Annotated in this window: 22 protein-coding genes; all 22 read left to right on the top strand. The window is 65.3% G+C overall.

Annotated features, from left to right (window positions below; translation table 11 throughout):
• Nucleotides 1–2 precede the first annotated feature (2 nt).
• Nucleotides 3–893, top strand: coding sequence for a DMT family transporter (locus ACYAF3_RS23245; RefSeq protein ID WP_003097658.1), 891 nt, complete (start codon nt 3–5; stop codon nt 891–893).
• Nucleotides 894–968: 75 nt separating this feature from the next.
• Nucleotides 969–2,339 carry an adenylosuccinate lyase gene (gene purB, locus ACYAF3_RS23240; protein WP_003097660.1) on the top strand — a complete coding sequence of 457 codons (1,371 nt, stop codon included), beginning with the start codon at nt 969–971 and terminating at the stop codon, nt 2,337–2,339.
• Between the two features lie 59 nt (nt 2,340–2,398).
• Nucleotides 2,399–3,568 (top strand): ribosomal protein uL16 3-hydroxylase, encoded by a 1,170-nt coding sequence (locus ACYAF3_RS23235; protein WP_003090443.1) that lies wholly within the window; start codon nt 2,399–2,401, stop codon nt 3,566–3,568.
• Complete coding sequence (locus ACYAF3_RS23230; RefSeq protein ID WP_003090444.1) at nt 3,561–3,986, top strand: GNAT family N-acetyltransferase; 426 nt, start codon at nt 3,561–3,563, stop codon at nt 3,984–3,986. Before ACYAF3_RS23235 ends, ACYAF3_RS23230 begins: the two co-directional genes overlap by 8 nt.
• 6 nt (nt 3,987–3,992) lie before the next feature.
• Nucleotides 3,993–4,613: a DUF7931 domain-containing protein gene (locus ACYAF3_RS23225; protein WP_003097664.1), complete on the top strand. Its 621-nt coding sequence runs from the start codon at nt 3,993–3,995 to the stop codon at nt 4,611–4,613.
• Nucleotides 4,610–5,431, top strand: a complete 822-nt coding sequence (locus ACYAF3_RS23220; protein ID WP_003097665.1) for a secretin N-terminal domain-containing protein — start codon at nt 4,610–4,612, stop codon at nt 5,429–5,431. Before ACYAF3_RS23225 ends, ACYAF3_RS23220 begins: the two co-directional genes overlap by 4 nt.
• A 594-nt stretch (nt 5,432–6,025) precedes the next feature.
• Nucleotides 6,026–7,621: an isocitrate lyase gene (locus tag ACYAF3_RS23215; RefSeq protein ID WP_003090447.1), complete on the top strand. Its 1,596-nt coding sequence runs from the start codon at nt 6,026–6,028 to the stop codon at nt 7,619–7,621.
• A gap of 178 nt (nt 7,622–7,799) precedes the next feature.
• Nucleotides 7,800–9,818, top strand: coding sequence for a PhoX family protein (locus ACYAF3_RS23210; protein WP_031755628.1), 2,019 nt, complete (start codon nt 7,800–7,802; stop codon nt 9,816–9,818).
• Nucleotides 9,819–9,896: 78 nt separating this feature from the next.
• Nucleotides 9,897–10,451 carry a DUF4442 domain-containing protein gene (locus tag ACYAF3_RS23205; protein WP_003143818.1) on the top strand — a complete coding sequence of 185 codons (555 nt, stop codon included), beginning with the start codon at nt 9,897–9,899 and terminating at the stop codon, nt 10,449–10,451.
• Nucleotides 10,452–11,050: 599 nt separating this feature from the next.
• Nucleotides 11,051–11,464, top strand: a complete 414-nt coding sequence (locus ACYAF3_RS23200; RefSeq protein ID WP_003090452.1) for an NADH-quinone oxidoreductase subunit A — start codon at nt 11,051–11,053, stop codon at nt 11,462–11,464.
• A gap of 10 nt (nt 11,465–11,474) precedes the next feature.
• On the top strand, nt 11,475–12,152 hold the full coding sequence (locus ACYAF3_RS23195) for a NuoB/complex I 20 kDa subunit family protein (RefSeq protein WP_003090455.1): 678 nt from the start codon (nt 11,475–11,477) through the stop codon (nt 12,150–12,152).
• An 80-nt stretch (nt 12,153–12,232) separates the two neighbouring features.
• A complete protein-coding gene (gene nuoC, locus ACYAF3_RS23190; RefSeq protein ID WP_003090458.1) occupies nt 12,233–14,014 on the top strand; it encodes an NADH-quinone oxidoreductase subunit C/D in 1,782 nt (593 codons plus the stop codon).
• A 1-nt stretch (nt 14,015) separates the two neighbouring features.
• Complete coding sequence (nuoE, locus tag ACYAF3_RS23185; protein ID WP_003090460.1) at nt 14,016–14,516, top strand: NADH-quinone oxidoreductase subunit NuoE; 501 nt, start codon at nt 14,016–14,018, stop codon at nt 14,514–14,516.
• The gene (gene nuoF, locus ACYAF3_RS23180; protein ID WP_003097674.1) at nt 14,513–15,859 is read left to right on the top strand and encodes an NADH-quinone oxidoreductase subunit NuoF; all 1,347 of its coding nucleotides are present in this window, start codon (nt 14,513–14,515) and stop codon (nt 15,857–15,859) included. The genes nuoE and nuoF overlap by 4 nt, the downstream gene beginning before the upstream one ends.
• Nucleotides 15,860–15,990: 131 nt before the next feature.
• Nucleotides 15,991–18,708 carry an NADH-quinone oxidoreductase subunit NuoG gene (gene nuoG / locus ACYAF3_RS23175; RefSeq protein ID WP_003122603.1) on the top strand — a complete coding sequence of 906 codons (2,718 nt, stop codon included), beginning with the start codon at nt 15,991–15,993 and terminating at the stop codon, nt 18,706–18,708.
• Nucleotides 18,705–19,700 carry an NADH-quinone oxidoreductase subunit NuoH gene (gene nuoH, locus ACYAF3_RS23170; protein ID WP_003090465.1) on the top strand — a complete coding sequence of 332 codons (996 nt, stop codon included), beginning with the start codon at nt 18,705–18,707 and terminating at the stop codon, nt 19,698–19,700. Before nuoG ends, nuoH begins: the two co-directional genes overlap by 4 nt.
• Before the next feature lie 11 nt (nt 19,701–19,711).
• Nucleotides 19,712–20,260: an NADH-quinone oxidoreductase subunit NuoI gene (gene nuoI, locus ACYAF3_RS23165; protein ID WP_003090467.1), complete on the top strand. Its 549-nt coding sequence runs from the start codon at nt 19,712–19,714 to the stop codon at nt 20,258–20,260.
• A gap of 11 nt (nt 20,261–20,271) precedes the next feature.
• Nucleotides 20,272–20,772 carry an NADH-quinone oxidoreductase subunit J gene (gene nuoJ, locus ACYAF3_RS23160; protein ID WP_003090473.1) on the top strand — a complete coding sequence of 167 codons (501 nt, stop codon included), beginning with the start codon at nt 20,272–20,274 and terminating at the stop codon, nt 20,770–20,772.
• A gap of 45 nt (nt 20,773–20,817) precedes the next feature.
• Nucleotides 20,818–21,126, top strand: a complete 309-nt coding sequence (gene nuoK / locus ACYAF3_RS23155) for an NADH-quinone oxidoreductase subunit NuoK (RefSeq protein ID WP_003090475.1) — start codon at nt 20,818–20,820, stop codon at nt 21,124–21,126.
• Nucleotides 21,123–22,970 carry an NADH-quinone oxidoreductase subunit L gene (gene nuoL / locus ACYAF3_RS23150; protein ID WP_003097681.1) on the top strand — a complete coding sequence of 616 codons (1,848 nt, stop codon included), beginning with the start codon at nt 21,123–21,125 and terminating at the stop codon, nt 22,968–22,970. The genes nuoK and nuoL overlap by 4 nt, the downstream gene beginning before the upstream one ends.
• Nucleotides 22,971–22,997: 27 nt before the next feature.
• Nucleotides 22,998–24,527, top strand: a complete 1,530-nt coding sequence (gene nuoM, locus ACYAF3_RS23145; RefSeq protein ID WP_003097684.1) for an NADH-quinone oxidoreductase subunit M — start codon at nt 22,998–23,000, stop codon at nt 24,525–24,527.
• A 7-nt stretch (nt 24,528–24,534) separates the two neighbouring features.
• Nucleotides 24,535–25,995, top strand: a complete 1,461-nt coding sequence (gene nuoN, locus ACYAF3_RS23140) for an NADH-quinone oxidoreductase subunit NuoN (protein ID WP_003090482.1) — start codon at nt 24,535–24,537, stop codon at nt 25,993–25,995.
• Nucleotides 25,996–26,089 lie beyond the last annotated feature (94 nt).

Here is a 26,089-nt window from a genome sequence, read left to right as displayed (position 1 = left end):
CCATGGCCATGGCCGGGAGCCAGCCGCAACGGCGCAACAGCCCGACCCAGGGCGCCGCCATGCTGGCTCTTTCGGCGCTGTTCTTCGCCCTGATGGGCGGCCTGATCCGCGAGGCCTCCAGCACCGTCAACAACGAAACCGTGGTGTTCTTCCGCAACCTCGTCGGCGTGCTGTTCTTCCTGCCCCTGGCGCTGACTCGCGGCATCGGCCCGCTGCGCACCCGCCGCCCGCTATCGCACCTGCTGCGCACCACCTACGGCCTGGGCGGCATGTACTGCTACTTCTACGCCCTCGCCCACCTGCCGCTGACCGACGCCATGCTGTTCAGCTATGCCGCGCCGGTGTTCACGCCGCTGATCGCACACCTGTGGATCAAGGAGCCGCTGACCCGCCGCATGATGGTCGCCACCCTGGTCGGCTTCCTCGGCGTGCTGCTGGTGGCCAGGCCCAGCGGCGCGGTAGTGGCGCCGATCGCCCTGGTCGGCATCGCTTCCAGCCTGATGGCCGCCTGTGCCTTCGTCTCGATCCGCGAAATGAGCGACAGCGAGCCAGCCTATCGCATCGTGTTCTACTTCGCCCTGTTCGGCACCCTGTTCTCCGCCGTGCCGCTGGCCTGGGCCTGGCAGCCGCTGAACGGCCAGGAACTGCTCCTGCTGCTCGGCGCCGGACTGTTCGCCAGCCTCGGCCAACTGACCATGTCGCAGGCCTATGCCCTGGCCTCCCCGGGAGTGATCGGACCGATCGCCTACATGGCCATCGTTTTCGCCGGGGTGATCGCCTGGCTGCGCTGGGACGAACTGCCCAGCCACACGTCGCTGCTCGGCGCCGCCCTGATCTTCGCCGCCAGCCTGATCCCCCTGCTGGGCAACCGCCCCGCCGAAAGGCCCCGCTGAATGCCCCACCGGGGCGCACCTTTCATGTATGATATGCGCCCCTTTTTCGTTGACTTCCAGCCACGAGAACGTCTCATGCAGCTTTCCTCGCTCACCGCGGTATCCCCCGTCGATGGCCGCTATGCCGGCAAAACCAGCAGCCTGCGTCCGATCTTCAGCGAATACGGCCTGATCCGTTTCCGCGTCATGGTGGAAGTCCGCTGGCTGCAGCGCCTCGCCGCCCACGCCGGGATTCCCGAGGTCGCGCCGTTCTCCGCCGAAGCCAACGCCCTGCTCGACAGCCTGGCCAGCGACTTCCAGCTGGAACACGCCGAACGCATCAAGGAAATCGAGCGCACCACCAACCACGACGTGAAAGCCGTGGAGTACCTGCTCAAGGAACAGGCCGCCAAGCTTCCGGAGCTGGCCGCGGTCAGCGAGTTCATCCACTTCGCCTGCACCTCCGAGGACATCAACAACCTGTCCCACGCCCTGATGCTCCGCGAGGGTCGCGACAGCGTGCTGCTGCCGCTGATGCGCCAGATCGCCGAGGCCATCCGCGAACTGGCGGTGAAACTCGCCGACGTGCCGATGCTCTCCCGCACCCACGGCCAGCCTGCCTCGCCGACCACCCTGGGCAAGGAACTGGCCAACGTCGTCTACCGCCTGGAGCGGCAGATCAAGCAGGTCGCCGGCATCGAATTGCTGGGCAAGATCAACGGTGCCGTGGGCAACTACAACGCCCACCTGTCCGCCTATCCCGAAGTCGACTGGGAAGCCAACGCGCGCCAGTTCATCGAAGGCGACCTCGGCCTGACCTTCAACCCCTACACCACTCAGATCGAGCCGCACGACTACATCGCCGAGCTGTTCGATGCGATCGCCCGCTTCAACACCATCCTCATCGACTTCGACCGCGACGTCTGGGGCTACATCTCCCTCGGCTATTTCAAGCAGAAGACCGTGGCCGGCGAGATCGGCTCCTCGACCATGCCGCACAAGGTCAACCCGATCGACTTCGAGAACTCCGAGGGCAACCTCGGCATCGCCAACGCGCTGTTCCAGCACCTGGCCAGCAAGCTGCCGATCTCGCGCTGGCAGCGCGACCTGACCGACTCCACCGTGCTGCGCAACCTCGGCGTCGGCATCGCCCACAGCGTCATCGCCTACGAGGCCAGCCTGAAGGGCATCGGCAAGCTGGAGCTGAACGCCCAGCGCATCGCCGAGGACCTGGACGCCTGCTGGGAAGTCCTCGCCGAGCCGGTGCAGACCGTGATGCGTCGCTATGGCGTGGAAAACCCCTACGAGAAGCTGAAGGAACTGACCCGCGGCAAAGGCATCAGCGCCGAAGCCTTGCAGACTTTCATCGAAGAGCTGGCGATTCCCGCCGAGGCCAAGGTCGAGCTGAAGAAGCTGACCCCGGCCGGCTACGTCGGCAATGCCGCCGCCCAGGCCAAGCGCATCTGAGCACGCAACCCTTTTGCACGCCCGGCTGCGCCGGGCGTTTTTGTTTCAAGGACTTAACCATGAATGCTGATACTCCCCTGCAACTTCTGGGCGGACTGACCGCTGCCGAATTCCTCCGCGACTACTGGCAGCGCAAACCGCTGCTGGTCCGCCAGGCGATCCCGGACTTCGAAAGCCCGCTGTCCGCCGACGAGCTGGCCGGGTTGTCGCTGGAGGAGTCGGTGGAATCGCGCATCGTCCTCGAACACGGGAAAACCCCGTGGGAAATGCGCCGTGGCCCGTTCCAGGAGGAGGACTACCAGCACCTGCCGGAACAGGACTGGACCCTGCTGGTCCAGGCGGTCGACCAGTTCGTCCCGGAAGTCGCCCAACTGCTGGAGCAATTCCGCTTCCTGCCCAGCTGGCGGATCGACGACGTAATGATCAGCTACGCCGCTCCCGGCGGCGGCGTCGGTCCGCACTTCGACAACTACGACGTATTCCTGCTTCAGGGCCACGGACGCCGGCGCTGGAAAGTCGGACAGATGTGCAGCAGCGACAGCCCGCTGCGCGAGCACGCCGACCTGCGCATCCTCGCCGACTTCGAACAGAGCGACGAGTGGGTCCTGGAGCCCGGCGACATGCTCTACCTGCCCCCGCGCCTCGCCCACTACGGCATTGCCGAAGACGAGTGCATGACCTACTCGATCGGCTTCCGCGCGCCCAGCGCCGCCGAAGTGCTGACCCATTTCACCGACTTCCTCGGCCAGTTCCTCTCCGACGAGGAGCGCTACACCGATGCCGGCCTGCAACCGGTAGGCGACGATCCGCACCAGATCCAGCGCGACGCTCTGGAGCGCCTGCAGGGCCTGATCCAGGAGCACATGAGCGACGAGCGCCTGCTGCTGACCTGGTTCGGCCAGTTCATGACCGAGCCGCGCTATCCTGAACTGGTTGCCGGCGAGGATATCCCCGAAGAGGAGCTATTCGGCGCCCTCGAGGATGGCGCGCTGCTGGTGCGCAACCCCAGCGCCCGCCTGGCCTGGAGCGAGATCGACATCGGCCTGGTGCTGTTCGCCAGCGGCCAGAGCGTACTCCTGCCCGGCCAGCTCAAGGAACTGCTGAAGCTGGTCTGCTCGGCCGATGCGTTGCATCTGGAAAACCTCGGCCAATGGCTGGCCGATGACGATGCGCGTAAGCTGTTGGCGGAGTTGGTCAAACAGGGCAGTTTGGAGTTTGCAGATGAATAAGATCCGCGTACGCGTAGCCGACTGGCAGAAGGACAATGCCGAGCTGCGCCGCATCCGCGAAGCGGTCTTCATTGCCGAACAGTCGGTTCCGCCGGAACTGGAGTGGGACGCCGAAGACGACGAAGCCGTGCATTTTCTCGCCTATGAAGGCGAATACGCGATCGGCACCGCGCGCCTGCTGGGCGACGGGCACATCGGCAGGGTCTCGGTACTCAAGGACTGGCGCGGCCTGAAGGTCGGCGACGCGCTGATGCGCGCGGCCATCGAGGAAGCCGAGCGACGCGGCCTGAAGCGCCAACTGCTGACCGCGCAGGTCTATGCCATACCCTTCTACGAGCGACTGGGCTTCAAGGTCGACAGCGGCGAGTTCCTCGACGCCGGCCTGCCCCATGTCGACATGGTTCGCGACAGCGACTGAGGCCCGATGAGCGACGCCCCGGAGACCTCGCCGGCCGACCTGCCGGCCATCGAATTCAGCTCTCCGGGGTGCTTTGCGGTACGCAACCCGGCCAGCGCCGCGCTGCCTGCGGAACGCTGGGAACCAGCGCCATTCCGCCTCGGCGAACATGAGCCGCTGGAGCGCTTCGAGCATCCGCAGGAAGCCCGCGCCCATGCCCTGGCCCTCCTGCAGCAGGCCCGCCGCTCACTCTGCCTGCACAGTCCCGACCTGGAAAGCTGGCTCTATCACCACAGCAGCATCCAGGAAGCCTGCACCCGTTTTCTCCTGGCCAATCCACGCAATCGCCTGCGTATCCTCGTTGGCGACAGCGCCCAGGCCGTGCGCAACGGCCACCGCCTGATCAACCTTTCGCGCCGCCTGTCGAGCAACTGCCTGATCCGCCGGCTCAACCCGGACTACCCTAAAGAGGACGACGCCTTCCTCCTGGCCGACGACCAGGGCCTGCTGCTGCGCCCGAAACCGGCGCAACCGGCGGGCTATGCCTGCTACCGTGCCGCCGGGCGGGTGCGTCAACTCCAGGCCCGCTTCGAGCAGGCCTGGGACACCAGTCTTTCCGACCCGGACCTGCGGAGCTTCCTCCTGTGACCCTGTTGCGCACCACCCTGCTCTCCTCGCTGTTGGCGACAGTCGTTCTCGGCGCCTCGGCCGCCCCGCGCACCGAAGTGATCCCGCTCAACTACCGCACCGCCGACGACGTGATGGCGGTGGCCCAGTCGGTCATCGGCAGCGAAGGCAAGGTCACCGCCTATGGCAACCAGTTGATCGTCAATGCCGAGCCGGCGAAGATCCGCGAGTTGCAATCGGTCCTGCAGCAGATCGACTCGCGCCCGCATCGCCTGCTGATCACCGTGGATACCAGCGAGAACCTGCAACAGGACAGCCGCGGCTATTCGGTGGATGGTTCGACCAGCGCCGGCAACATCGAGATCCAGAGCGGCCGCGGCGAGGTCAACGGCAAGGATCGAGTCCGCATCATCCGTCGCTCCACCGACAGCCGTTCCGGCGGCAGCCAGCAGGTCCAGGCCACCGAGGGCTACCCGGCGCTGATCCAGGTCGGCCAGAGCGTCCCCATCACCAGCACCGCCACCGGTCCCTACGGGCAGATCTACAGCCAGACCGAATACCGCAACGTCAACCGCGGCTTCTACGTCACCGCGACGCTGACCGGCAACCTGGTGCACGTCACCATCAGTTCCAGCAATGACCGCCTCAGCCAGAGCCATCCCGGCGTCATCGATACCCAGAGCACCGACACCCGGGTCAGCGGCAAGCTCGGCGAGTGGATCACCCTGGGCGGCGTCAGCGAACAGAACCAGGCCGACCAGCACGGCTTCGTGCGTCGCTACTCGACCCAGGGACGCGACGACACCAGCCTGCGCCTGAAAGTCGAAACCCTCGACTGACCGACGGCGCTCTTTCCAGCGCGAATTGCCTCCCGCTCCGGCAAAGCCGCGGGGCGCGGGCTTTTGCGGGCATTTTCGATGCAAACGGAAACATCTCGACCAGACAAGACCATCCGGTCACTCTTAGACCTTCGTGTAGTAGTCTTGAAAAAACACTACAAAACGTTTGACGACGGATTTTTTCCAGAGCATGATGGCCCCGCTCCCGCTAATCAGGGGCTCTGAAACGACGAGCTCCCGGTGCCTGCGCCGATACGCCCTCGGCCTCCACCGTGTTGATCTGCCCACAAGGCGGCTTGACGAGATTGCGACTGGAACGAAGTTGTCCTGAGGGACGGGGAAGCGTTTACGTATCAGCCAGATCGAAAGACTCGACAGCGAGTCGCCCACCGGCAACCACGAGCCGAACGGCACTTGATACAGTCGAGAAGCACGGTCCGCGAACTGTTCGTCTCCACCCCCTCCTCGGCGTCATTCTTCGCCACGGTCATTCTCTCGCCATGCAGCGGTGAGCCACCCGCAAGACAACCTTCACCAGCAGGTTTTGAGTGGGTCAGTCGGTGCTCAACCAATACATTTCTTGAAGGATTGACCATGTCCGCATATCAGAACGAGATCAAGGCAGTTGCCGCGCTGAAAGAGAAGAACGGCAGCAGCTGGAGCGCGATCAACCCCGAGTACGCAGCTCGCATGCGTATCCAGAACCGCTTCAAGACCGGCCTGGATATCGCCAAGTACACCGCGGCCATCATGCGCAAGGACATGGCCGAATACGATGCGGACTCCTCCGTCTACACCCAGTCGCTGGGTTGCTGGCACGGCTTCATCGGGCAGCAGAAGCTGATCTCGATCAAGAAGCACCTGAAGACCACCAACAAGCGCTACCTCTACCTGTCCGGTTGGATGGTCGCCGCGCTGCGCTCCGACTTCGGCCCGCTGCCGGACCAGTCCATGCACGAGAAAACCGCGGTTTCCGGCCTGATCGAAGAGCTGTACACCTTCCTGCGCCAGGCTGACGCCCGCGAGCTGGACCTGCTGTTCACCGGCCTGGACGCTGCCCGCGCCGCTGGCGACAAGGCCAAGGAAGCCGAGCTGCTGGCCCAGATCGACAACTTCGAAACCCACGTGGTGCCGATCATCGCCGACATCGACGCCGGCTTCGGCAACGCCGAGGCGACCTACCTGCTGGCCAAGAAGATGATCGAAGCCGGCGCCTGCTGCATCCAGATCGAGAACCAGGTGTCCGACGAGAAGCAGTGCGGCCACCAGGACGGCAAGGTCACCGTTCCGCACATCGACTTCCTCGCCAAGATCAATGCCGTACGCTACGCCTTCCTCGAGCTGGGCGTGGACGATGGCGTGATCGTCGCCCGTACCGACTCCCTGGGCGCCGGCCTGACCAAGCAGATCGCCGTGACCAACGAGCCGGGCGACCTGGGCGACCTGTACAACTCCTTCCTGGATTGCGAAGAAATCTCCGAGGCCGAGCTGGGCAACGGCGACGTCGTGATCAAGCGCGAAGGCAAGCTGCTGCGTCCGAAGCGCCTGGCTTCCAACCTGTTCCAGTTCCGCAAGGGCACCGGCGAAGATCGCTGCGTCCTGGACTGCATCACCTCGCTGCAGAACGGCGCCGACCTGCTCTGGATCGAAACCGAGAAGCCGCACGTCGGCCAGATCAAGGCAATGGTCGATCGCATCCGCGAAGTGATTCCGAACGCCAAGCTGGTCTACAACAACAGCCCGTCCTTCAACTGGACCCTGAACTTCCGCCAGCAGGTGTTCGATGCGTTCGTCGCCGAAGGCAAGGACGTTTCCGCCTACGACCGCAACAAGCTGATGAGCGTCGAGTACGACGACACCGAGCTGGCCAAGGTCGCCGACGAGAAGATCCGCACCTTCCAGCGCGATGGCTCGGCCCACGCCGGCATCTTCCACCACCTGATCACCCTGCCGACCTACCACACCGCCGCGCTGTCCACCGACAACCTGGCCAAGGGCTACTTCGCCGACGAAGGCATGCTGGCCTACGTGAAGGGCGTGCAGCGCCAGGAACTGCGCCAGGGCATCGCCTGCGTCAAGCACCAGAACATGGCGGGCTCCGACATCGGCGACAACCATAAAGAGTACTTCGCTGGCGAAGCCGCTCTGAAGGCCAGCGGCAAAGACAACACCATGAACCAGTTCCACTAAGGAACAGGGGCCAGCCGGGCAGCCACGATCTGCCCGGCCCGCCTCGCGAAAACCCCGGCTCCGGCCGGGGTTTTTCATTTCCGGATCATGGCAAAAGGCCTCGAGTGCCTGTCATCGTCCCGTCGCTTTCAGCGGTTAGCGTCAATGCTCCGTCGATCAGCCCACAAGGAGCACGTCCGTGAGCCTGGAGAAAAAAGATGCCATCCTGTTCGGTGATGGCGACGAGTTGCCCAGCAACCATTCGAACAACCCGCACATGAACGACCTGATCGCCGGCCTCGGCCGCCGCCAGGTCCTGGCCGGCGGCGCGGCGCTCGGCGCCCTCGCCTTCCTCGGCGTCGCGCTCCCCGCCAGCGCCGCTCCCGCCGAAGCGCAGGTGCCCGCCGCGGAAGGCCTGCGCGGCTTGCCTTTCAAACGCCGCAACCGCTTGCCCTTCGAAGCCATCGCCAGCGGCCGTGCCGATACCATCCGGGTGCCCGCCGGCTACAAGGCGACGCCCTTCATACCCTGGGGCACCCCGATCAGCGGCAGTTATCCGGGCTTCCTCGACGACGCCAGCAACAGCGCCCAGGACCAGGCCGAACAGATCGGCATGCACCACGACGGCATGCACTTCTTCCCGATCGACGCGCAGTTCGGCTTCGGCGGCGGACACATCAGCAACCATGGCCTGCTGGTGCTCAACCATGAATACATCGACGCGCCGCTGCTGCACACCAATGGCCCGACCGTGGTCGATGGCAAGCGCACCGTCGCCGATGAAGTGCGCAAGGAAATCAACGCCCATGGCGTTTCCGTCGTGGAGATCCGTCGCAACGTGCGTGGCGAGTGGAATGTCGTGCCGTCGCAACGAAATCGCCGGATCACCGCCGCCACGCCGATGCGTATCGCCGGCCCGGCGCGCGGCCACGAACTGCTGCGCACCCGCCACAGTCCGGACGGCACCCGCACCCGCGGCACCCATAACAACTGTTCCAACGGTTTCACCCCCTGGGGCACCTACCTCACCTGCGAGGAGAACTGGGTCGGCTATTTCTCCACCCAGGACAGCGAACTGCCGCGCGAACTGACCCGCTACGGCATTCGCAACACCAGCCGTTTCGGCTGGGAAACCCTGGCGGGCGACGAGTTCGAACGCTTCGACGCCACCCGCAAGGGCAAACAGGCCCAGGACGACTACCGCAACGAACCGAACAACTTCGGCTGGATCGTCGAGATCGACCCGTTCGACCCGCAATCGGTGCCGGTCAAGCGCACCGCTCTCGGCCGCTTCGCCCACGAAGGCCTGGTCTTCGCCCCGGTCAAGCCGGGCCGCCAGGTAGTCTGCTACTCCGGCGACGACTCGCAGAACGAGTACATCTACAAGTACGTCAGCCGCGACAAGTTCCGTCCGGGTCGCAGCAACGCTCGCCTGCTCGACGAAGGCACCCTCTACGTCGCCCGCTTCAACGCCGATGGCAGCGGCCAGTGGCTGCCGCTGGACATCGCCGACGGCAACTTCCGCGCGGCCTGTCGCAAGGCCGGGGTGAGCTTCGCCGACCAGGGCGAAGTGCTGATCAACACCCGCCTGGCCGCCGATGTCCTCGGCGCGACCAAGATGGATCGCCCGGAGTGGGGCGCGGTCAACCCGGACAACGGCGACGTCTACTTCACCCTCACCAACAACACGTCGCGCACCGTCGCCGACGCGGCCAACCCACGGGTGAAGAACGCCTACGGCCATATCATCCGCTGGCGCGAACGCAGCCGCGACTATGCCGGGCAACGCTTCACCTGGGACCTGTTCATGCTCGCCGGTCCCGGCGAAGACAGCCGCGGCCCGGACGGCAAGCCGCTGAACCAGGACAATATCCTGGCCAGCCCCGACGGCCTCTGGTTCGACCCGGAAGGCCGCCTGTGGATCCAGACCGACATGAGCGGCAGCCAGTTGAGCAGCGGCCCGTTCGGCAACAACCAGATGCTGGTGGCCGACCCGCGCACCGGCGAACTGAAGCGCTTCCTCACCGGTCCGCTGGGTTGCGAGGTGACCGGCATTGCCGCGACGCCGGACTTCCGTACGCTGTTCATCAACATCCAGCACCCGGGGGAAGGCTCGACCGCCGATAACCTCCTCAGCACCTGGCCGGGCGGGCCGGGCCGCCGGCCACGCTCGGCCACCGTGGTGATCACCCGCGAAGACGGCCGACGCCTGCTCTGACGCGCCACGACGACCTGCGTTGGCCGGAATGCCGGCGCAGGTCGCCGCTACAGCCGTGGGCAAGCCCGGGCAAAGCGGGTGGAATGCAGGCTCCCCTCTCTATGGAAGGACGCCAGCATGCCCAAGCGCAATCGTCTCAGCCGCGCCGTCGGCGCCATCAACCTCCTCCCCCGCCGCCTGCGCAGCCGCAGCCTGACGCTGCTGCTGGGCTCCCAAGTGCGCTTCGCCGGCACGGCGAGGGTGCGCATCCATGAACTGGGGCAGGAGCGCGCCATCCTCAGCCTGAAGAACCGTCGACCGGTGCAGAACCACATAAAAGGTATCCATGCCGCGGCGATGGCCTTGCTCGCCGAGTCGGCCAGCGGCTTCCTGGTCGGAATGAACGTACCGGACGACAAGCTGCCGCTGATCAAGACCATGAAGATCGACTATCTCAAGCGCGCCCAGGGCGACCTGACCGCCATCGCGACGCTGGAGGCCGGACAGATCGAGCAGATACGGCAACAGGACAAGGGCGAGGTCCGCGTGGCGGTGTTGGTCAGCGACGAGAACGGCAACCAGCCGATCGCCTGCGAAATGGTCTGGGCCTGGGTCGGCAAGAAACCCCGGGTCGCTACCGCAGCCCCCAGGTAGCGCACCTCCGGAGCGACTACATCTACGCTGCGAAGCGAACCGCCGCAAACCTTGCCCAGCGCCTTCGCATCCGTCACGAAGAACCGCGGGCGCAGCCCCAGGCGGCGCCGCAGCCGGGTTGCCATGGTGCGGAAAGAAGAAAAACCGCCATGCGCCCGGCCCGGAGAATATTCCCGGTTTAATGCAATAACGGATTGGGCGAGAGTAATTACCAATAAAAGGGTAAACAATAGTAACGCGGCGAAGAATATATGTAGCGAAGTTATACGGATGCGACATTGCAAACGATATTCATTATCGTTTGAAGCCTTGCAAAGAGCCCTCCACCACGCTTCGCGGCAATACGACCAAAAGCCAGCCAGGCCGCGCCATTTCTCGCAAAGACAGCATTCACGAGGGTTTCGGGGATTAACCAAAGCGCTGGAAAAAGCAGAGAAGCGTCTGTTTGTGTTAGAAAAATTTACTTGTCCGGCGCTTTGGGCATAAAATCGGAAAGATACATACAACCCTTAGCTCACTACGCAGCGGGTTGCACAAGAAGTCGGGCATTGCGCCCAGAACCCACGATCTTATATATCCGGTACAGAAGGAGTATCAGCATGCCAAACCCAGCTGAACTTGCAGCTCATCACTGGGGATTCGCTGCCTTCCTTCTAGGGGTCGTTGGCCTTCTCGCCTTCATGCTAGGGGTTTCGTCCCTGCTTGGCAGCAAGGCATTTGGTCGCAGCAAGAACGAACCCTTCGAATCCGGGATCGTCCCCACCGGAGGCGCACGCCTGCGTCTCTCGGCAAAATTCTATCTGGTCGCGATGCTCTTCGTGATCTTCGACGTCGAAGCCCTCTTCCTCTTCGCCTGGTCGGTGTCGGTTCGCGAAAGCGGCTGGGCCGGCCTGATCGAGGCAACCATTTTCATAGCAATTCTGTTGGCGGGTCTTGTCTATCTTTGGCGGATCGGTGCGCTCGATTGGGCTCCCGAAAGCCGTCGCAAGCGGCAGGCGAAGCTAAAACAATGAGGCTTTGGCGATGCAATACAAACTTACCCGGATCGATCCCGATGCGGCCAACGACCAATACCCGATAGGCGAACGGGAAACCGTAGCCGACCCGCTGGTCGAGGGCCAGGTTCACAAGAACATCTTCATGGGCAAGCTCGAGGATGTGCTGAACTCCACCGTCAACTGGGGTCGCAAGAACTCGCTCTGGCCCTATAACTTCGGGCTGTCGTGCTGCTACGTGGAGATGACCACCGCCTTCACCGCGCCGCACGATATCGCCCGCTTCGGCGCCGAAGTGATCCGGGCGTCGCCGCGCCAGGCCGACTTCATGGTCATCGCCGGCACCTGCTTCATCAAGATGGCCCCGGTCATCCAGCGCCTCTACGAGCAGATGCTCGAACCCAAGTGGGTCATCTCCATGGGCTCGTGCGCCAATTCCGGCGGCATGTACGACATCTATTCGGTGGTCCAGGGGGTCGACAAGTTCCTCCCCGTGGACGTCTACATCCCCGGCTGCCCGCCCCGTCCGGAGGCGTTCCTGCAAGGCCTGATGCTGTTGCAGGAATCCATCGGCCAGGAGCGCCGCCCGCTGTCCTGGGTCGTTGGCGACCAGGGGGTCTACCGCGCCGAAATGCCGGCCCAGAAAGACCTGAAACGCGAGCAGCGCATCCAGGTGACCAACCTGCGCAGCCCCGACGAAGTGTGATCCGGAACTCCCGGCCAGCCCCGCTGGCCGGCCGAGACCAGCCGCGTTCACCCCACCGTTGACCGAAAGCGACCGAGACCATGACTGCAGACTCCGCTCTGTACATCCCGCCTTACAAGGCAGACGACCAGGATATCGTCGTCGAACTGAATTCCCGCTTTGGCGCCGAGACCTTCACCGTCCAGCCCACCCGTACCGGCATGCCGGTGCTCTGGGTTCCGCGCGAAAGACTGATCGAAGTCCTGACCTTCCTCCGTCAGGTACCCAAGCCCTACGTGATGCTCTACGACCTGCACGGCGTCGACGAGCGGCTGCGCACCCATCGCCGCGGCCTGCCGAGCGCCGACTTCAGCGTGTTCTACCACCTGATGTCGCTGGAGCGTAATAGTGACGTGATGATCAAGGTCGCCTTGTCCGAGCGCGACCTCAACCTGCCCACCGCCACCCGTATCTGGCCCAACGCCAACTGGTACGAGCGCGAAGTGTGGGACATGTACGGCATCACCTTCACCGGCCACCCGCACCTGACCCGCATGCTGATGCCGCCGACCTGGCAGGGCCATCCGCTGCGCAAGGACTACCCGGCGCGCGCCACCGAGTTCGATCCCTACTCCCTGTCCGCCGCCAAGCAGGACCTGGAGCAGGAAGCCCTGCGCTTCAAGCCGGAAGACTGGGGCATGAAGCGCCACGGCGAGAACGAGGACTACATGTTCCTCAACCTCGGCCCGAACCACCCGTCCGCCCACGGCGCGTTCCGCATCATCCTGCAGCTGGACGGCGAGGAGATCATCGACTGCGTCCCGGAGATCGGCTACCACCACCGCGGCGCCGAGAAGATGGCCGAGCGCCAGTCCTGGCACAGTTTCATTCCCTACACCGACCGCATCGACTACCTCGGCGGGGTGATGAACAACCTGCCCTACGTACTCTCGGTGGAGAAGCTCGCCGGGATCAAGGTGCCGCAGCGGGTCGACGTGATCCGGATCATGATGGCGGAGTTCTTCCGTATCCTGAACCACCTGCTGTACCTGGGCACCTATATCCAGGACGTCGGCGCCATGACCCCGGTGTTCTTCACCTTCACCGACCGCCAGCGCGCCTACAAGGTGGTCGAGGCCATCACCGGCTTCCGCCTGCACCCGGCCTGGTACCGCATCGGTGGCGTCGCCCACGACCTGCCGCGCGGCTGGGACAAGCTGGTCCGCGAGTTCCTCGACTGGATGCCCAAGCGCCTCGACGAGTACGAGACCGCGGCCCTGAAGAACAGCATCCTGCGCGGCCGGACCATCGGCGTCGCCCAGTACAACACCAAGGAAGCCCTCGAGTGGGGCACCACCGGCGCCGGCCTGCGCGCCACCGGTTGCGACTTCGACCTGCGCAAGGCCCGCCCCTACTCCGGCTACGAGAACTTCGAGTTCGAGGTACCGCTGGCCCACAACGGCGACGCCTACGACCGCTGCATGGTCAAGATGGGCGAGATGCGCCAGAGCCTGCGGATCATCGAACAGTGCCTGAAGAACATGCCGGAAGGCCCTTACAAGGCCGACCATCCGCTGACCACACCGCCGCCGAAAGAACGCACGCTGCAACACATCGAAACCCTGATCACCCACTTCCTGCAGGTTTCCTGGGGCCCGGTCATGCCGGCCAACGAAGCCTTCCAGATGATCGAGGCGACCAAGGGTATCAACAGCTACTACCTGACCAGCGACGGCAGCACCATGAGCTACCGCACGCGTATCCGGACGCCCAGCTTCGCGCACCTGCAACAGATCCCCTCGGTGATCAACGGCAGCATGATCGCGGACCTGATCGCCTACCTGGGTAGCATCGATTTCGTTATGGCTGACGTGGACCGCTGACATGAGCCAGAGCAACCTGATTCAGACCGACCGTTTCGTCCTCAGCGAAACCGAGCGCTCGTCCATCGAGCATGAAATGCATCACTACGAGGACCCGCGCGCGGCGTCCATCGAAGCCCTGAAGATCGTCCAGAAACAGCGCGGCTGGGTGCCGGACGGCGCCATCCCGGCGATCGGCGAGGTGCTGGGGATCCCGGCCAGCGACGTCGAAGGCGTCGCCACCTTCTATAGTCAGATATTCCGCCAGCCGGTGGGCCGCCACATCATCCGCGTCTGCGACAGCATGGTCTGCTACATCGGCGGCCACGAGTCGGTGGTCGGCGAGATCCAGAAGCAACTCGGCATCGGTCTCGGCCAGACTACCGCCGACGGACGCTTCACCCTGCTCCCGGTCTGCTGCCTGGGCAACTGCGACAAGGCCCCGGCGCTGATGATCGACGACGACACCCATGGCGACGTGCGTCCCGACGGTGTCGCCAAACTGCTGGAGGCCTACGTATGACCCTTACCTCCATTGGTCCGGCCAACCGCATGGCGCGTTCGGCGGAAACCCATCCGCTGACCTGGCGCCTGCGCGAAGACGCCCAGCCCGTCTGGCTCGAGGAATACCAGAGCAAGGACGGCTATGCCGCGGCGCGCAAGGCGCTGACCCAGATGGCCCAGGACGACATCGTCCAGACCGTCAAGGACTCCGGCCTCAAGGGCCGCGGCGGCGCGGGCTTCCCCACCGGCGTGAAGTGGGGCCTGATGCCGAAGGACGAGTCGCTGAACATCCGCTACCTGCTGTGCAACGCGGACGAGATGGAGCCGAACACCTGGAAGGACCGCATGCTCATGGAGCAGCTGCCGCACCTGCTGGTGGAAGGCATGCTGATTTCCGCGCGCGCGCTGAAGGCCTACCGCGGCTACATCTTCCTGCGCGGCGAATACGTCGACGCGGCGCGCAACCTCAACCGCGCCATCGACGAAGCCAAGGCCGCCGGCCTGCTCGGCAAGAACATCCTCGGCAGCGGCTTCGATTTCGAGCTGTTCGTCCACACCGGTGCCGGCCGCTACATCTGCGGCGAAGAGACCGCGCTGATCAACTCGCTGGAAGGCCGCCGCGCCAACCCGCGTTCCAAACCGCCCTTCCCTGCCGCCGTCGGCGTCTGGGGCAAGCCGACCTGCGTGAACAACGTGGAGACGCTGTGCAACGTGCCGGCCATCGTCGGCAACGGCGTGGACTGGTACAAGACCCTGGCCCGCCCCGGCAGCGAAGACATGGGCACCAAGCTGATGGGCTTCTCCGGCAAGGTGAAGAACCCCGGCCTGTGGGAACTGCCGTTCGGCGTCAGCGCCCGCGAGCTGTTCGAGGACTACGCCGGCGGCATGCGCGACGGCTTCCAGCTCAAGGCCTGGCAGCCCGGCGGCGCCGGTACCGGCTTCCTGCTCCCGGAGCACCTGGATGCGCAGATGTTCGCCGGCGGCATCGCCAAGGTCGGCACCCGGATGGGCACCGGCCTGGCCATGGCGGTGGACGACAGCATCAACATGGTTTCCCTGCTGCGCAACATGGAAGAGTTCTTCGCCCGCGAGTCCTGCGGCTGGTGCACCCCCTGCCGCGATGGCCTGCCGTGGAGCGTGAAGCTGCTGCGCGCCCTGGAGCGGGGCGAAGGCCAGCCCGGCGACCTCGAGACCCTCGAGCAGCTGGTCAACTTCCTCGGCCCAGGCAAGACCTTCTGCGCCCACGCGCCGGGAGCCGTCGAGCCGCTGGGCAGCGCCCTCAAGTATTTCCGTGCCGAATTCGAGGCGGGCATCTCCCGCCAGCCTTCGGCCGCGCCGCGCCCGGCAACGGTCGGCGCCTGATGCTTTGCAGCCGGACGGCCAGCCGTCCGGCGATGTTTCGTCGTCGTGCCGCGGCCCGGCCGCAGGCCCGACGGAACCGTGAGTTTCTATTAGCCACGCCCGCTGACAACGGGCCAACGAAGACTTGAACCATGGCCACTATCCACGTAGACGGCAAGACGCTCGAAGTCGATGGTGCAGACAACCTCCTGCAGGCCTGTCTGTCCCTCGGTCTCGACATTCCCTACTTCTGCTGGCACCCGGCGCTCGGTAGCGTCGGCGCCTGCCGCCAGTGCGCGGTGAAGCAGTACACCGACGAGAACGACAAGCGTGGTCGCCTCGTCATGTCCTGCATGACCCCCGCCACCGACAACACCTGGATCTCCATCGAAGACGAAGAGGCCAAGCAGTTCCGCGCCAGCGTCGTCGAATGGCTGATGACCAACCACCCGCACGACTGCCCGGTGTGCGAGGAAGGCGGTCACTGCCACCTGCAGGACATGACGGTGATGACCGGCCACAACGAGCGCCGGTACCGCTTCACCAAGCGCACCCACCAGAACCAGGAACTCGGCCCGTTCATCGCCCATGAGATGAACCGCTGTATCGCCTGCTACCGCTGCGTGCGCTACTACAAGGACTACGCCGGCGGCACCGACCTCGGCGTCTACGGCGCCCACGACAACGTCTACTTCGGACGGGTCGAGGACGGCGTACTGGAAAGCGAGTTCTCCGGCAACCTCACCGAGGTCTGCCCCACCGGCGTGTTCACCGACAAGACCCACTCCGAGCGCTACAACCGCAAGTGGGACATGCAGTTCGCCCCGAGCATCTGCCACGGCTGCTCCAGCGGCTGCAACATCAGCCCCGGCGAGCGCTACGGCGAGATCCGCCGCATCGAGAACCGCTACAACGGCTCGGTCAACCACTACTTCCTCTGCGACCGCGGTCGCTTCGGCTACGGCTACGTCAACCGCGAAGACCGTCCGCGCCAGCCGCTGCTGGTGCTGAGCAAGCAGAAGCTGAGCCTGGACGGCGCCCTCGACCAGGCCGCCGCCCTGCTGAAGGAGCGCAAGGTGGTCGGCATCGGTTCGCCGCGCGCCAGCCTGGAAAGCAACTTCGCCCTGCGCGAGCTGGTTGGCGAAGGCAACTTCTACAGCGGCATCAACGAAGGCGAGCTCGACCGCCTGCGCCTGATCCTGCAGGTCATGCAGGAAGGCCCGCTGCCGGTGCCGAGCATCCGCGACATCGAGGACCACGACGCGGTCTTCGTCCTCGGCGAGGACCTGACCCAGACCGCCGCCCGCATCGCCCTAGCCCTGCGCCAGTCGGTGAAGGGCAAGGCCGTCGAGATGGCCGCCGACATGAAGGTCCAGCCGTGGCTCGACGCCGCGGTGAAGAACATCGCCCAGCATGCGCAGAACCCGCTGTTCATCGCCAGCGTCAGCGCGACCCGCCTCGACGACGTGGCCGAGGAAACCGTCCACGCCGCGCCGGACGATCTCGCTCGCCTCGGCTTCGCCGTGGCCCACGCGATCGACCCAAGCGCCCCGTCCGTGGCCGACCTCGACCCGCAGGCCCAGGCCTTCGCCCAGCGCATCGCCGATGCCCTGCTGGCGGCCAAGCGTCCGCTGGTAGTGTCCGGCAACTCGCTGGGCAACAAGGCATTGATCGAAGCCGCGGCGAACATCGCCAAGGCCCTCAAGCAGCGCGAGAAGAACGGTTCCATCAGCCTGGTGGTCGGCGAAGCCAACAGCCTCGGCCTGGCGCTCTTCGGCGGCGACTCCGTGGAAGCCGCGCTCGAGCGACTGACCTCCGGACAGGCCGACGCCGTGGTGGTGCTGGAGAACGATCTCTATCGCCGCACCGACGCCGCCCGTGTCGACGCGGCCCTGGCGGCGGCCAAGGTGGTGATCGTCGCCGATCACCAGCAGACCGCCACCACCGCCAAGGCGCACCTGGTGCTGCCGGCGGCCAGCTTCGCCGAAGGCGACGGCACCCTGGTCAGCCAGGAAGGTCGCGCCCAGCGCTTCTTCCAGGTGTTCGACCCGACCTACTACGACGCCAGGAACATGGTCCGCGAGGGCTGGCGCTGGCTGCATGCGATCCACAGCACCCTGCAAGGCAAGCGCGTCGACTGGACCCAGTTGGACCACGTCACCGAAGCCGTGGCCGAGGCCAAGCCGATCCTGGCCGGCATCCGCGACGCCGCACCGGCCGCCTCGTTCCGCATCAAGGGCCTCAAGCTGGCCCGCGAACCGCACCGCTACAGCGGGCGTACCGCCATGCGCGCCAATATCAGCGTGCACGAGCCGCGCACCCCGCAGGACATCGACTCGGCGTTCGCCTTCTCCATGGAAGGCTACTCCGGCAGCCAGGAAGACCGTCAGCAGATCCCGTTCGCCTGGTCGCCGGGCTGGAACTCGCCGCAGGCCTGGAACAAGTTCCAGGACGAGGTCGGCGGCCACCTGCGCGCCGGCGACCCCGGCGTGCGCCTGATCGAACCGAAGGGCGAAGGCCTCGACTGGTTCCAGGCCGTGCCGGTGCCGTTCAGCGCCAAGGCCGACAGCTGGAAGGTAGTGCCGCTGTACCACCTGTTCGGCAGCGAGGAAAACAGCTCGCGGGCCGCGCCGATCCAGCAGCGCATCCCGGAGACCTACGTCGCCCTGTCCAAGGAAGACGCGGACCGCCTCGGCGTCAACGACGGCGCGACCCTCGGCTTCCAGCTCAAGGGCCAGGCCCTGCGCCTGCCGCTGCGTATCGATGAACAACTCGGCGCCGGCCTGATCGGCCTGCCGGTCGGCTTCGCCGGCATCCCGGCGGCGATCGCCGGCTGCTCCGTGGAAGGTCTGCAGGAGGCTGCACAATGAGTTGGCTGACTCCCGCTCTGGTCACCATCATCCTCACCGTGGTCAAGGCCATCGTGGTGCTGCTCGCCGTGGTCATCTGCGGCGCCCTGCTAAGCTGGGTCGAGCGCCGCCTGCTCGGCCTCTGGCAGGACCGCTACGGCCCCAACCGGGTCGGTCCGTTCGGTGCGTTCCAGCTCGGCGCGGACATGGTCAAGATGTTCTTCAAGGAGGACTGGACCCCGCCCTTCGCCGACAAGATGATCTTCACCCTGGCCCCGGTAATCGCGATGGGCGCCCTGCTCGTCGCCTTCGCCATCGTGCCGATCACCCCCACCTGGGGCGTGGCGGACCTGAACATCGGCATCCTGTTCTTCTTCGCCATGGCCGGCCTGACGGTGTACGCCGTGCTGTTCGCCGGCTGGTCGAGCAACAACAAGTTCGCCCTGCTCGGCAGCCTGCGCGCCTCGGCCCAGACCATCTCCTACGAGGTGTTCCTGGCCCTGTCGCTGATGGGCATCGTCGCCCAGGTCGGCTCGTTCAACATGCGCGACATCGTCCAGTACCAGATCGACAACGTCTGGTTCATCATTCCGCAGTTCTTCGGCTTCTGCACCTTCATCATCGCCGGCGTCGCCGTGACCCACCGTCACCCGTTCGACCAGCCGGAAGCGGAGCAGGAACTGGCGGACGGCTACCACATCGAGTACGCCGGGATGAAATGGGGCATGTTCTTCGTCGGCGAGTACATCGGCATCGTACTGGTCTCGGCGCTGCTGGCGACCCTGTTCTTCGGCGGCTGGCACGGTCCGTTCCTGGACACCCTGCCCTGGCTGTCGTTCTTCTACTTCGCCGCCAAGACCGGCTTCTTCATCATGCTCTTCATCCTGATCCGCGCCTCGCTGCCGCGTCCGCGCTATGACCAGGTGATGGCGTTCAGCTGGAAGGTGTGCCTGCCGCTGACCCTGATCAACCTGCTGGTGACCGGCGCGCTCGTGCTGGCCGCGGCCCAGTAAGGAGAACCACCGTGATCAAAGAAATCATCAACGTCGTGCATGGCACCTTCACCCAGCTTCGCAGCCTGGTGATGATCTTCGGCCATGCCTTCCGCAAGCGCGACACCCTGCAATACCCCGAAGAGCCGGTCTACCTGCCGCCGCGCTATCGTGGCCGGATCGTCCTGACCCGCGACCCCGACGGCGAGGAACGCTGCGTAGCCTGCAACCTGTGCGCCGTGGCCTGTCCGGTTGGCTGCATCTCCCTGCAGAAGGCCGAGACCGAGGACGGTCGCTGGTATCCGGAGTTCTTCCGCATCAACTTCTCGCGCTGCATCTTCTGCGGCCTGTGCGAGGAAGCCTGCCCGACCACCGCGATCCAGCTCACCCCGGACTTCGAGATGGGCGAGTTCAAGCGCCAGGACCTGGTCTACGAGAAGCACGACCTGCTGATCTCCGGGCCGGGCAAGAACCCGGACTACAACTACTACCGCGTTGCGGGGATGGCGATCGCCGGCAAGCCGAAAGGCGCCGCGCAGAACGAAGCCGAACCGATCAACGTGAAAAGCCTGCTGCCATAAGGAGACGTCGCGTGGAATTCGCTTTCTATTTCGCTGCCGGCGTCGCCGTACTGGCCACGCTGCGGGTCATCACCAACAGCAACCCGGTGCATGCCCTGCTCTACCTGATCATTTCCCTGCTGGCCATCTCGATGACCTTCTTCAGCCTCGGCGCACCCTTCGCCGGTGCCCTGGAGATCATCGTCTACGCTGGCGCCATCATGGTTCTGTTCGTCTTCGTGGTGATGATGCTCAACCTCGGCCCGGCCGTGGTCGAGCAGGAGCGCAAGTGGCTCACGCCCGGCATCTGGGTCGGGCCTTCGGCCCTGGCCCTGGTCCTGCTGGTGGAACTGCTGGTGGTCCTCGCCCGCACCCCGAGCGGTGCCGGCATCGGCCATACCACGGTAGACGCCAAGGCGGTCGGCATCAGCCTCTACGGCCCGTACCTGCTGGTGGTCGAACTGGCCTCCATGCTGTTGCTCGCGGCCCTGGTCGCTGCCTATCACCTGGGTCGTCAAGACGCCAAACAATAAAGGTTCGGCGGGCGCCCTGCGCCCGCCCCAAGGGAACGTAACGCTATGAACGCAATACCACTGGAACACGGCCTGGCCCTCGCCAGCGTCCTGTTCGCCCTCGGACTGGTCGGCTTGATGGTGCGACGCAACATCCTGTTCGTACTGATGAGCCTGGAAGTGATGATGAACGCCGCCGCCCTCGCCTTCGTGGTCGCCGGCAGCCGCTGGGGCCAACCCGACGGCCAGGTGATGTTCATCCTGGTGCTGAGCCTCGCGGCCGCCGAAGCGAGCATCGGCCTGGCGATCCTGCTGCAACTGTATCGCCGCTTCCACACCCTCGATATCGACGCTGCCAGCGAGATGCGCGGATGAACCTTCTACCTCTTACCTTCCTGTTCCCCCTGGTCGGCTTCCTGCTGCTGTCGTTCTCCCGCGGCAGGTGGTCGGAAAACCTTTCGGCGCTGGTCGGCGTCGGCTCGGTCGGCCTCTCCGCCCTAAGCGCGGCCTGGGCCATCTTCAGCTTCCACAGCAGTCCGCCGGAAGGCGGTGCCTACAGCCTGGTGCTGTGGCAGTGGATGGCGGCCGGCGACTTCAGCACCAACTTCACCCTGTACCTGGACGGCCTCTCGGTAACCATGCTCGGCGTGGTTACCGGCGTCGGCTTCCTGATCCACCTGTTCGCCTCCTGGTACATGCGTGGCGAAACCGGCTATTCGCGCTTCTTCGCCTACACCAACCTGTTCATCGCCAGCATGCTGTTCCTGGTGCTGGGCGACAACCTGCTGTTCCTCTACTTCGGCTGGGAAGGCGTGGGCCTGTGCAGCTACCTGCTGATCGGCTTCTACTACAGCAATCGCAACAACGGTAACGCGGCGCTCAAGGCATTCATCGTCACCCGCGTCGGCGACGTGTTCATGGCTTTCGGCCTGTTCATCCTGTTCCAGCAGTTCGGCACCCTGAACATCCAGGAGCTGCTGGTGCTGGCGCCGCAGAAGTTCCCGGAAGGCAACCTCTGGCTGACCCTGGCGACCCTGGCCCTGCTCGGCGGCGCGGTCGGCAAGTCCGCCCAGCTGCCGCTGCAGACCTGGCTGGCCGACGCCATGGCCGGCCCGACCCCGGTCTCCGCGCTGATCCACGCCGCCACCATGGTGACCGCCGGCGTCTACCTGATCGCCCGTTGCCACGGCCTGTTCACCCTGGCCCCGGACATCCTCGAACTGGTCGGCATCGTCGGCGCGGTGACCTTGGTCCTGGCCGGCTTCGCCGCCCTGGTACAGACCGATATCAAGCGCATCCTCGCCTACTCGACCATGAGCCAGATCGGCTACATGTTCCTCGCCCTCGGCGTCGGCGCCTGGGACGCGGCGATCTTCCACCTGATGACCCACGCCTTCTTCAAGGCCCTGCTGTTCCTTGCCTCGGGCGCGGTGATCGTCGCCTGCCACCACGAGCAGAACATCTTCAAGATGGGCGGCTTGTGGAAGAAGCTGCCGCTGGCCTACGCCAGCTTCGTGGTCGGCGGTGCGGCGCTGGCCGCCCTGCCCTTCCTCACCGCGGGCTTCTACTCCAAGGACGAGATCCTCTGGGAGGCCTTCGCCAGCGGCCATCGCGAACTGCTGATCGCCGGCCTGGTGGGTGCGTTCCTGACCTCGATCTACACCTTCCGCCTGATCTTCGTCGCCTTCCACGGCGAGCCGAAGACCGAAGCCCACGCCGGCCACGGGATTTCCCACTGGTTGCCGCTCAGCGTGCTGATCGTCCTGTCGACCTTCGTCGGCGCCCTGATCACCCCGCCGCTGGCTGGCGTCCTGCCGGAAAGCGTCGGCCACGCCGGTGGCGAAGCCAAGCACAGCCTGGAACTGGCCTCGGGTGCCATCGCCATCGCCGGTATCCTGCTGGCCGCCCTGCTCTTCCTCGGCCAGCGCCGCTTCGTCAGCGCCCTGGCGAAGAGCGCCCCGGGTCGCTTCTTCGGTACCTGGTGGTACCACGCCTGGGGCTTCGACTGGCTGTACGACAAGCTGTTCGTGAAACCCTACCTGCTGCTCTGCCAACTGCTGGGGCGCGACCCCATCGACCGTACCCTGGGCGTCGTTCCGTTCAGCGTGCGCGGCGGACACAACCTCCTCAGCCTCACCGAGAACGGCCGCCTGCGCTGGTACGCCGCTTCCCTGGTGGGTGGCGCCGCCATCCTGCTCGGCGCGCTGCTGCTGGCCTAACGAATTCACGGAGAGACTGAGCCTGTCATGATTCTGCCCTGGCTAATCCTGATCCCCTTCATCGGCGGTTTCCTCTGCTGGATCGCCGAACACAGCAGCAAGACCCTGCCCCGCTGGATCGCGCTGCTTTCGATGACCCTGGTCCTGATCCTGAGCCTGTGGATCTGGGCCACCGGCGACTTCCAGCTGGCGCCCGCGCCCGGCGGCGAGCCGGAATGGACCCTGCAATTCAAGGTGCTGTGGATCGAGCGTCTCGGCATCAGCATCCACCTGGCGATGGATGGCCTGTCGCTGCTGATGGTCGCCCTCACCGGCCTGCTCGGCGTGCTCTCGGTCCTCTGCTCCTGGAACGAGATCCAGCGCCGCATCGGCTTCTTCCATCTGAACCTGCTGTGGATCCTGGGCGGTGTGATCGGCGTGTTCCTCGCCATCGACCTGTTCCTGTTCTTCTTCTTCTGGGAAATGATGCTGGTGCCGATGTACTTCCTCATCGCGCTGTGGGGACACAGTTCCGATGACGGCAAGAAGACCCGCATCTACGCCGCCACCAAGTTCTTCATCTTCACCCAGGCCAGCGGCCTGGTGATGCTGGTGGCGATCCTCGGCCTGGTGTTCGTCAACTTCAACGCCACCGGCGTGATCACCTTCGACTACGCCACCCTGCTGAAGACCCAGCTGAGCCCCCACGTGGAATGGCTGCTGATGCTCGGCTTCTTCGTCGCCTTCGCGGTGAAGATGCCGGTGGTGCCGGTGCATTCCTGGCTGCCGGACGCCCACGCCCAGGCGCCCACCGCCGGCTCCGTGGACCTCGCTGGCATCCTCCTGAAGACCGCCGCCTACGGCCTGATCCGCTTCGCCCTGCCGCTGTTCCCCAACGCCTCGGCGGAATTCGCGCCGATCGCCATGTGGCTCGGCATCATCGGCATCTTCTACGGTGCCCTGCTGTCCTTCGCGCAGACCGACATCAAGCGCCTGGTCGCCTACTCCAGCGTTTCGCACATGGGCTTCGTGATGATCGGCATCTACTCCGGCAGCCAGGTCGCGCTGCAGGGCGTGGTGGTGCAGATGATCGCCCACGGCCTCTCCGCCGCGGCGCTGTTCATCCTCTGCGGCCAGCTCTACGAGCGCCTGCATACCCGCGACATGCGCAAGATGGGCGGCCTGTGGTCGCGCATGCCCTACCTGCCGGCGATCAGCCTGTTCTTCGCCTCGGCGTCGCTGGGCCTGCCCGGCACCGGCAACTTCGTCGGGGAGTTCCTGATCCTGATCGGCGCCTTCAAGGTGGTCCCGGTGATCATCGTGATCGCCACCTTCGGCCTGGTCTTCGCCTCGGTCTACTCGCTGATCATGATCCACCGCGCCTACTTCGGCCCCAGCCAGTCCGACGAGCCGATCCTCGGCCTCGATGCCCGCGAACTGAGCATGGTGCTCGGCCTGGCGGTCCTGCTGGTCCTGCTCGGGGTCTACCCGCAGCCAGTGCTGGACATCTCCGCGGCCAGCATGCACGGCGTGCAGCAATGGCTGGGCGCAGCCCTTTCCACCCTTGCAGGACGGTAGTCGCGAAATGACCTTTACGATCCAACACTTCATCGCGCTCCTGCCACTGCTGATCACCAGCGCCACCCTGGTGGTGGTGATGCTGGCGGTAGCCTGGAAACGCAATCACTCGTTCACCGCCACCCTCTCGGTGATCGGCCTCAACCTGGCCCTGCTGTCGCTGCTGCCGGTCCTCGGCGTCACCCCGATCGAGGTGACACCGCTGGTGCTGGTGGACAACTACGCCTGCTTCTACATGGCCCTGGTGCTGGTCTCCGCCCTGGCCTGCGTGACCCTCGCCCACGCCTACATGGAAAGCTATCCGGGTAACCGCGAAGAGCTGTACCTGCTCCTGCTGCTGGCCACCGCCGGCGGCCTGGTGCTGGTCAGCGCGCAGCACCTGGCCAGCCTGTTCATCGGCCTGGAGCTGCTCTCGGTCCCGGTCTACGGGATGGTCGCCTACGCCTTCTTCAACAAGCGCTCGCTGGAAGCCGGCATCAAGTACACCGTGCTCTCGGCCGCCGGCTCCGCCTTCCTGCTGTTCGGCATGGCCCTGCTCTACGCCGAGTCCGGTACCCTGGGCTTCGCCGGCCTTGGCGCCAAGGTCGCCGAGCACGTGCTGAGCGGTCCGCTGGTCAGCGTTGGCGTAGGCATGATGCTGGTCGGCCTGGGCTTCAAGCTGTCGCTGGTGCCCTTCCACCTGTGGACCCCGGATGTCTACGAAGGCGCCCCGGCGCCGGTCTCGGCGTTCCTCGCCACCGCCAGCAAGGTCGCGGTGTTCGCCGTGCTGCTGCGGCTGTTCCAGATCGCCCCTGCGGCCCTGGACAACCAACTGCTGAACATCTCCCTGAGCGTCATCGCGGTCGCCTCGATCCTCTTCGGCAACCTGCTGGCACTGACCCAGAGCAACATCAAGCGCCTGCTCGGCTACTCGTCCATCGCCCACCTGGGCTACCTGCTGGTCGCCCTGATCGCCAGCAAGGGCATGGCCGTGGAAGCGGTCGGCGTCTACCTGGCCACCTACGTACTGACCTCCCTCGGCGCGTTCGGCGTGATCACCCTGATGTCCACCCCGTACAGCGGCCGCGACGCCGATGCGCTGTTCGAGTACCGCGGCCTGTTCTGGCGCCGGCCGGTACTGACCGCGGTGATGACCGTGATGATGCTGTCGCTGGCAGGCATCCCGCTGACCGCCGGCTTCATCGGCAAGTTCTACGTGATCGCGGTCGGCGTCGAGTCGCACCTGTGGTGGCTGATCGGCGCCCTGGTGCTGGGCAGCGCCATCGGCCTGTACTACTACCTGCGGGTCATGGTCACCCTGTTCCTGGTCGAGCCCGGCATCCGCCAGCACGACGCACCGTTCAACTGGGGCCAGCGCGCCGGCGGCATCATGCTGGTGGCCATCGCCCTGCTGGCGTTCTTCCTCGGCGTCTACCCGCAGCCGCTGCTGGAAATCCTCCAGCATTCCGGCCTGGCCCTCGCCGGCTGAGTCGCCCGCTCCACGAAAACCCCGCCTCGGCGGGGTTTTTCTTTGGCCCGCCCCACGCACCCTGCCCCGCTGCCGTGGCATGCTCCGCGCTCCA

This window comes from Pseudomonas sp. TZ252, assembly GCF_056110345.1.
This window is presented reverse-complemented; position numbering and strand designations above follow the sequence as displayed.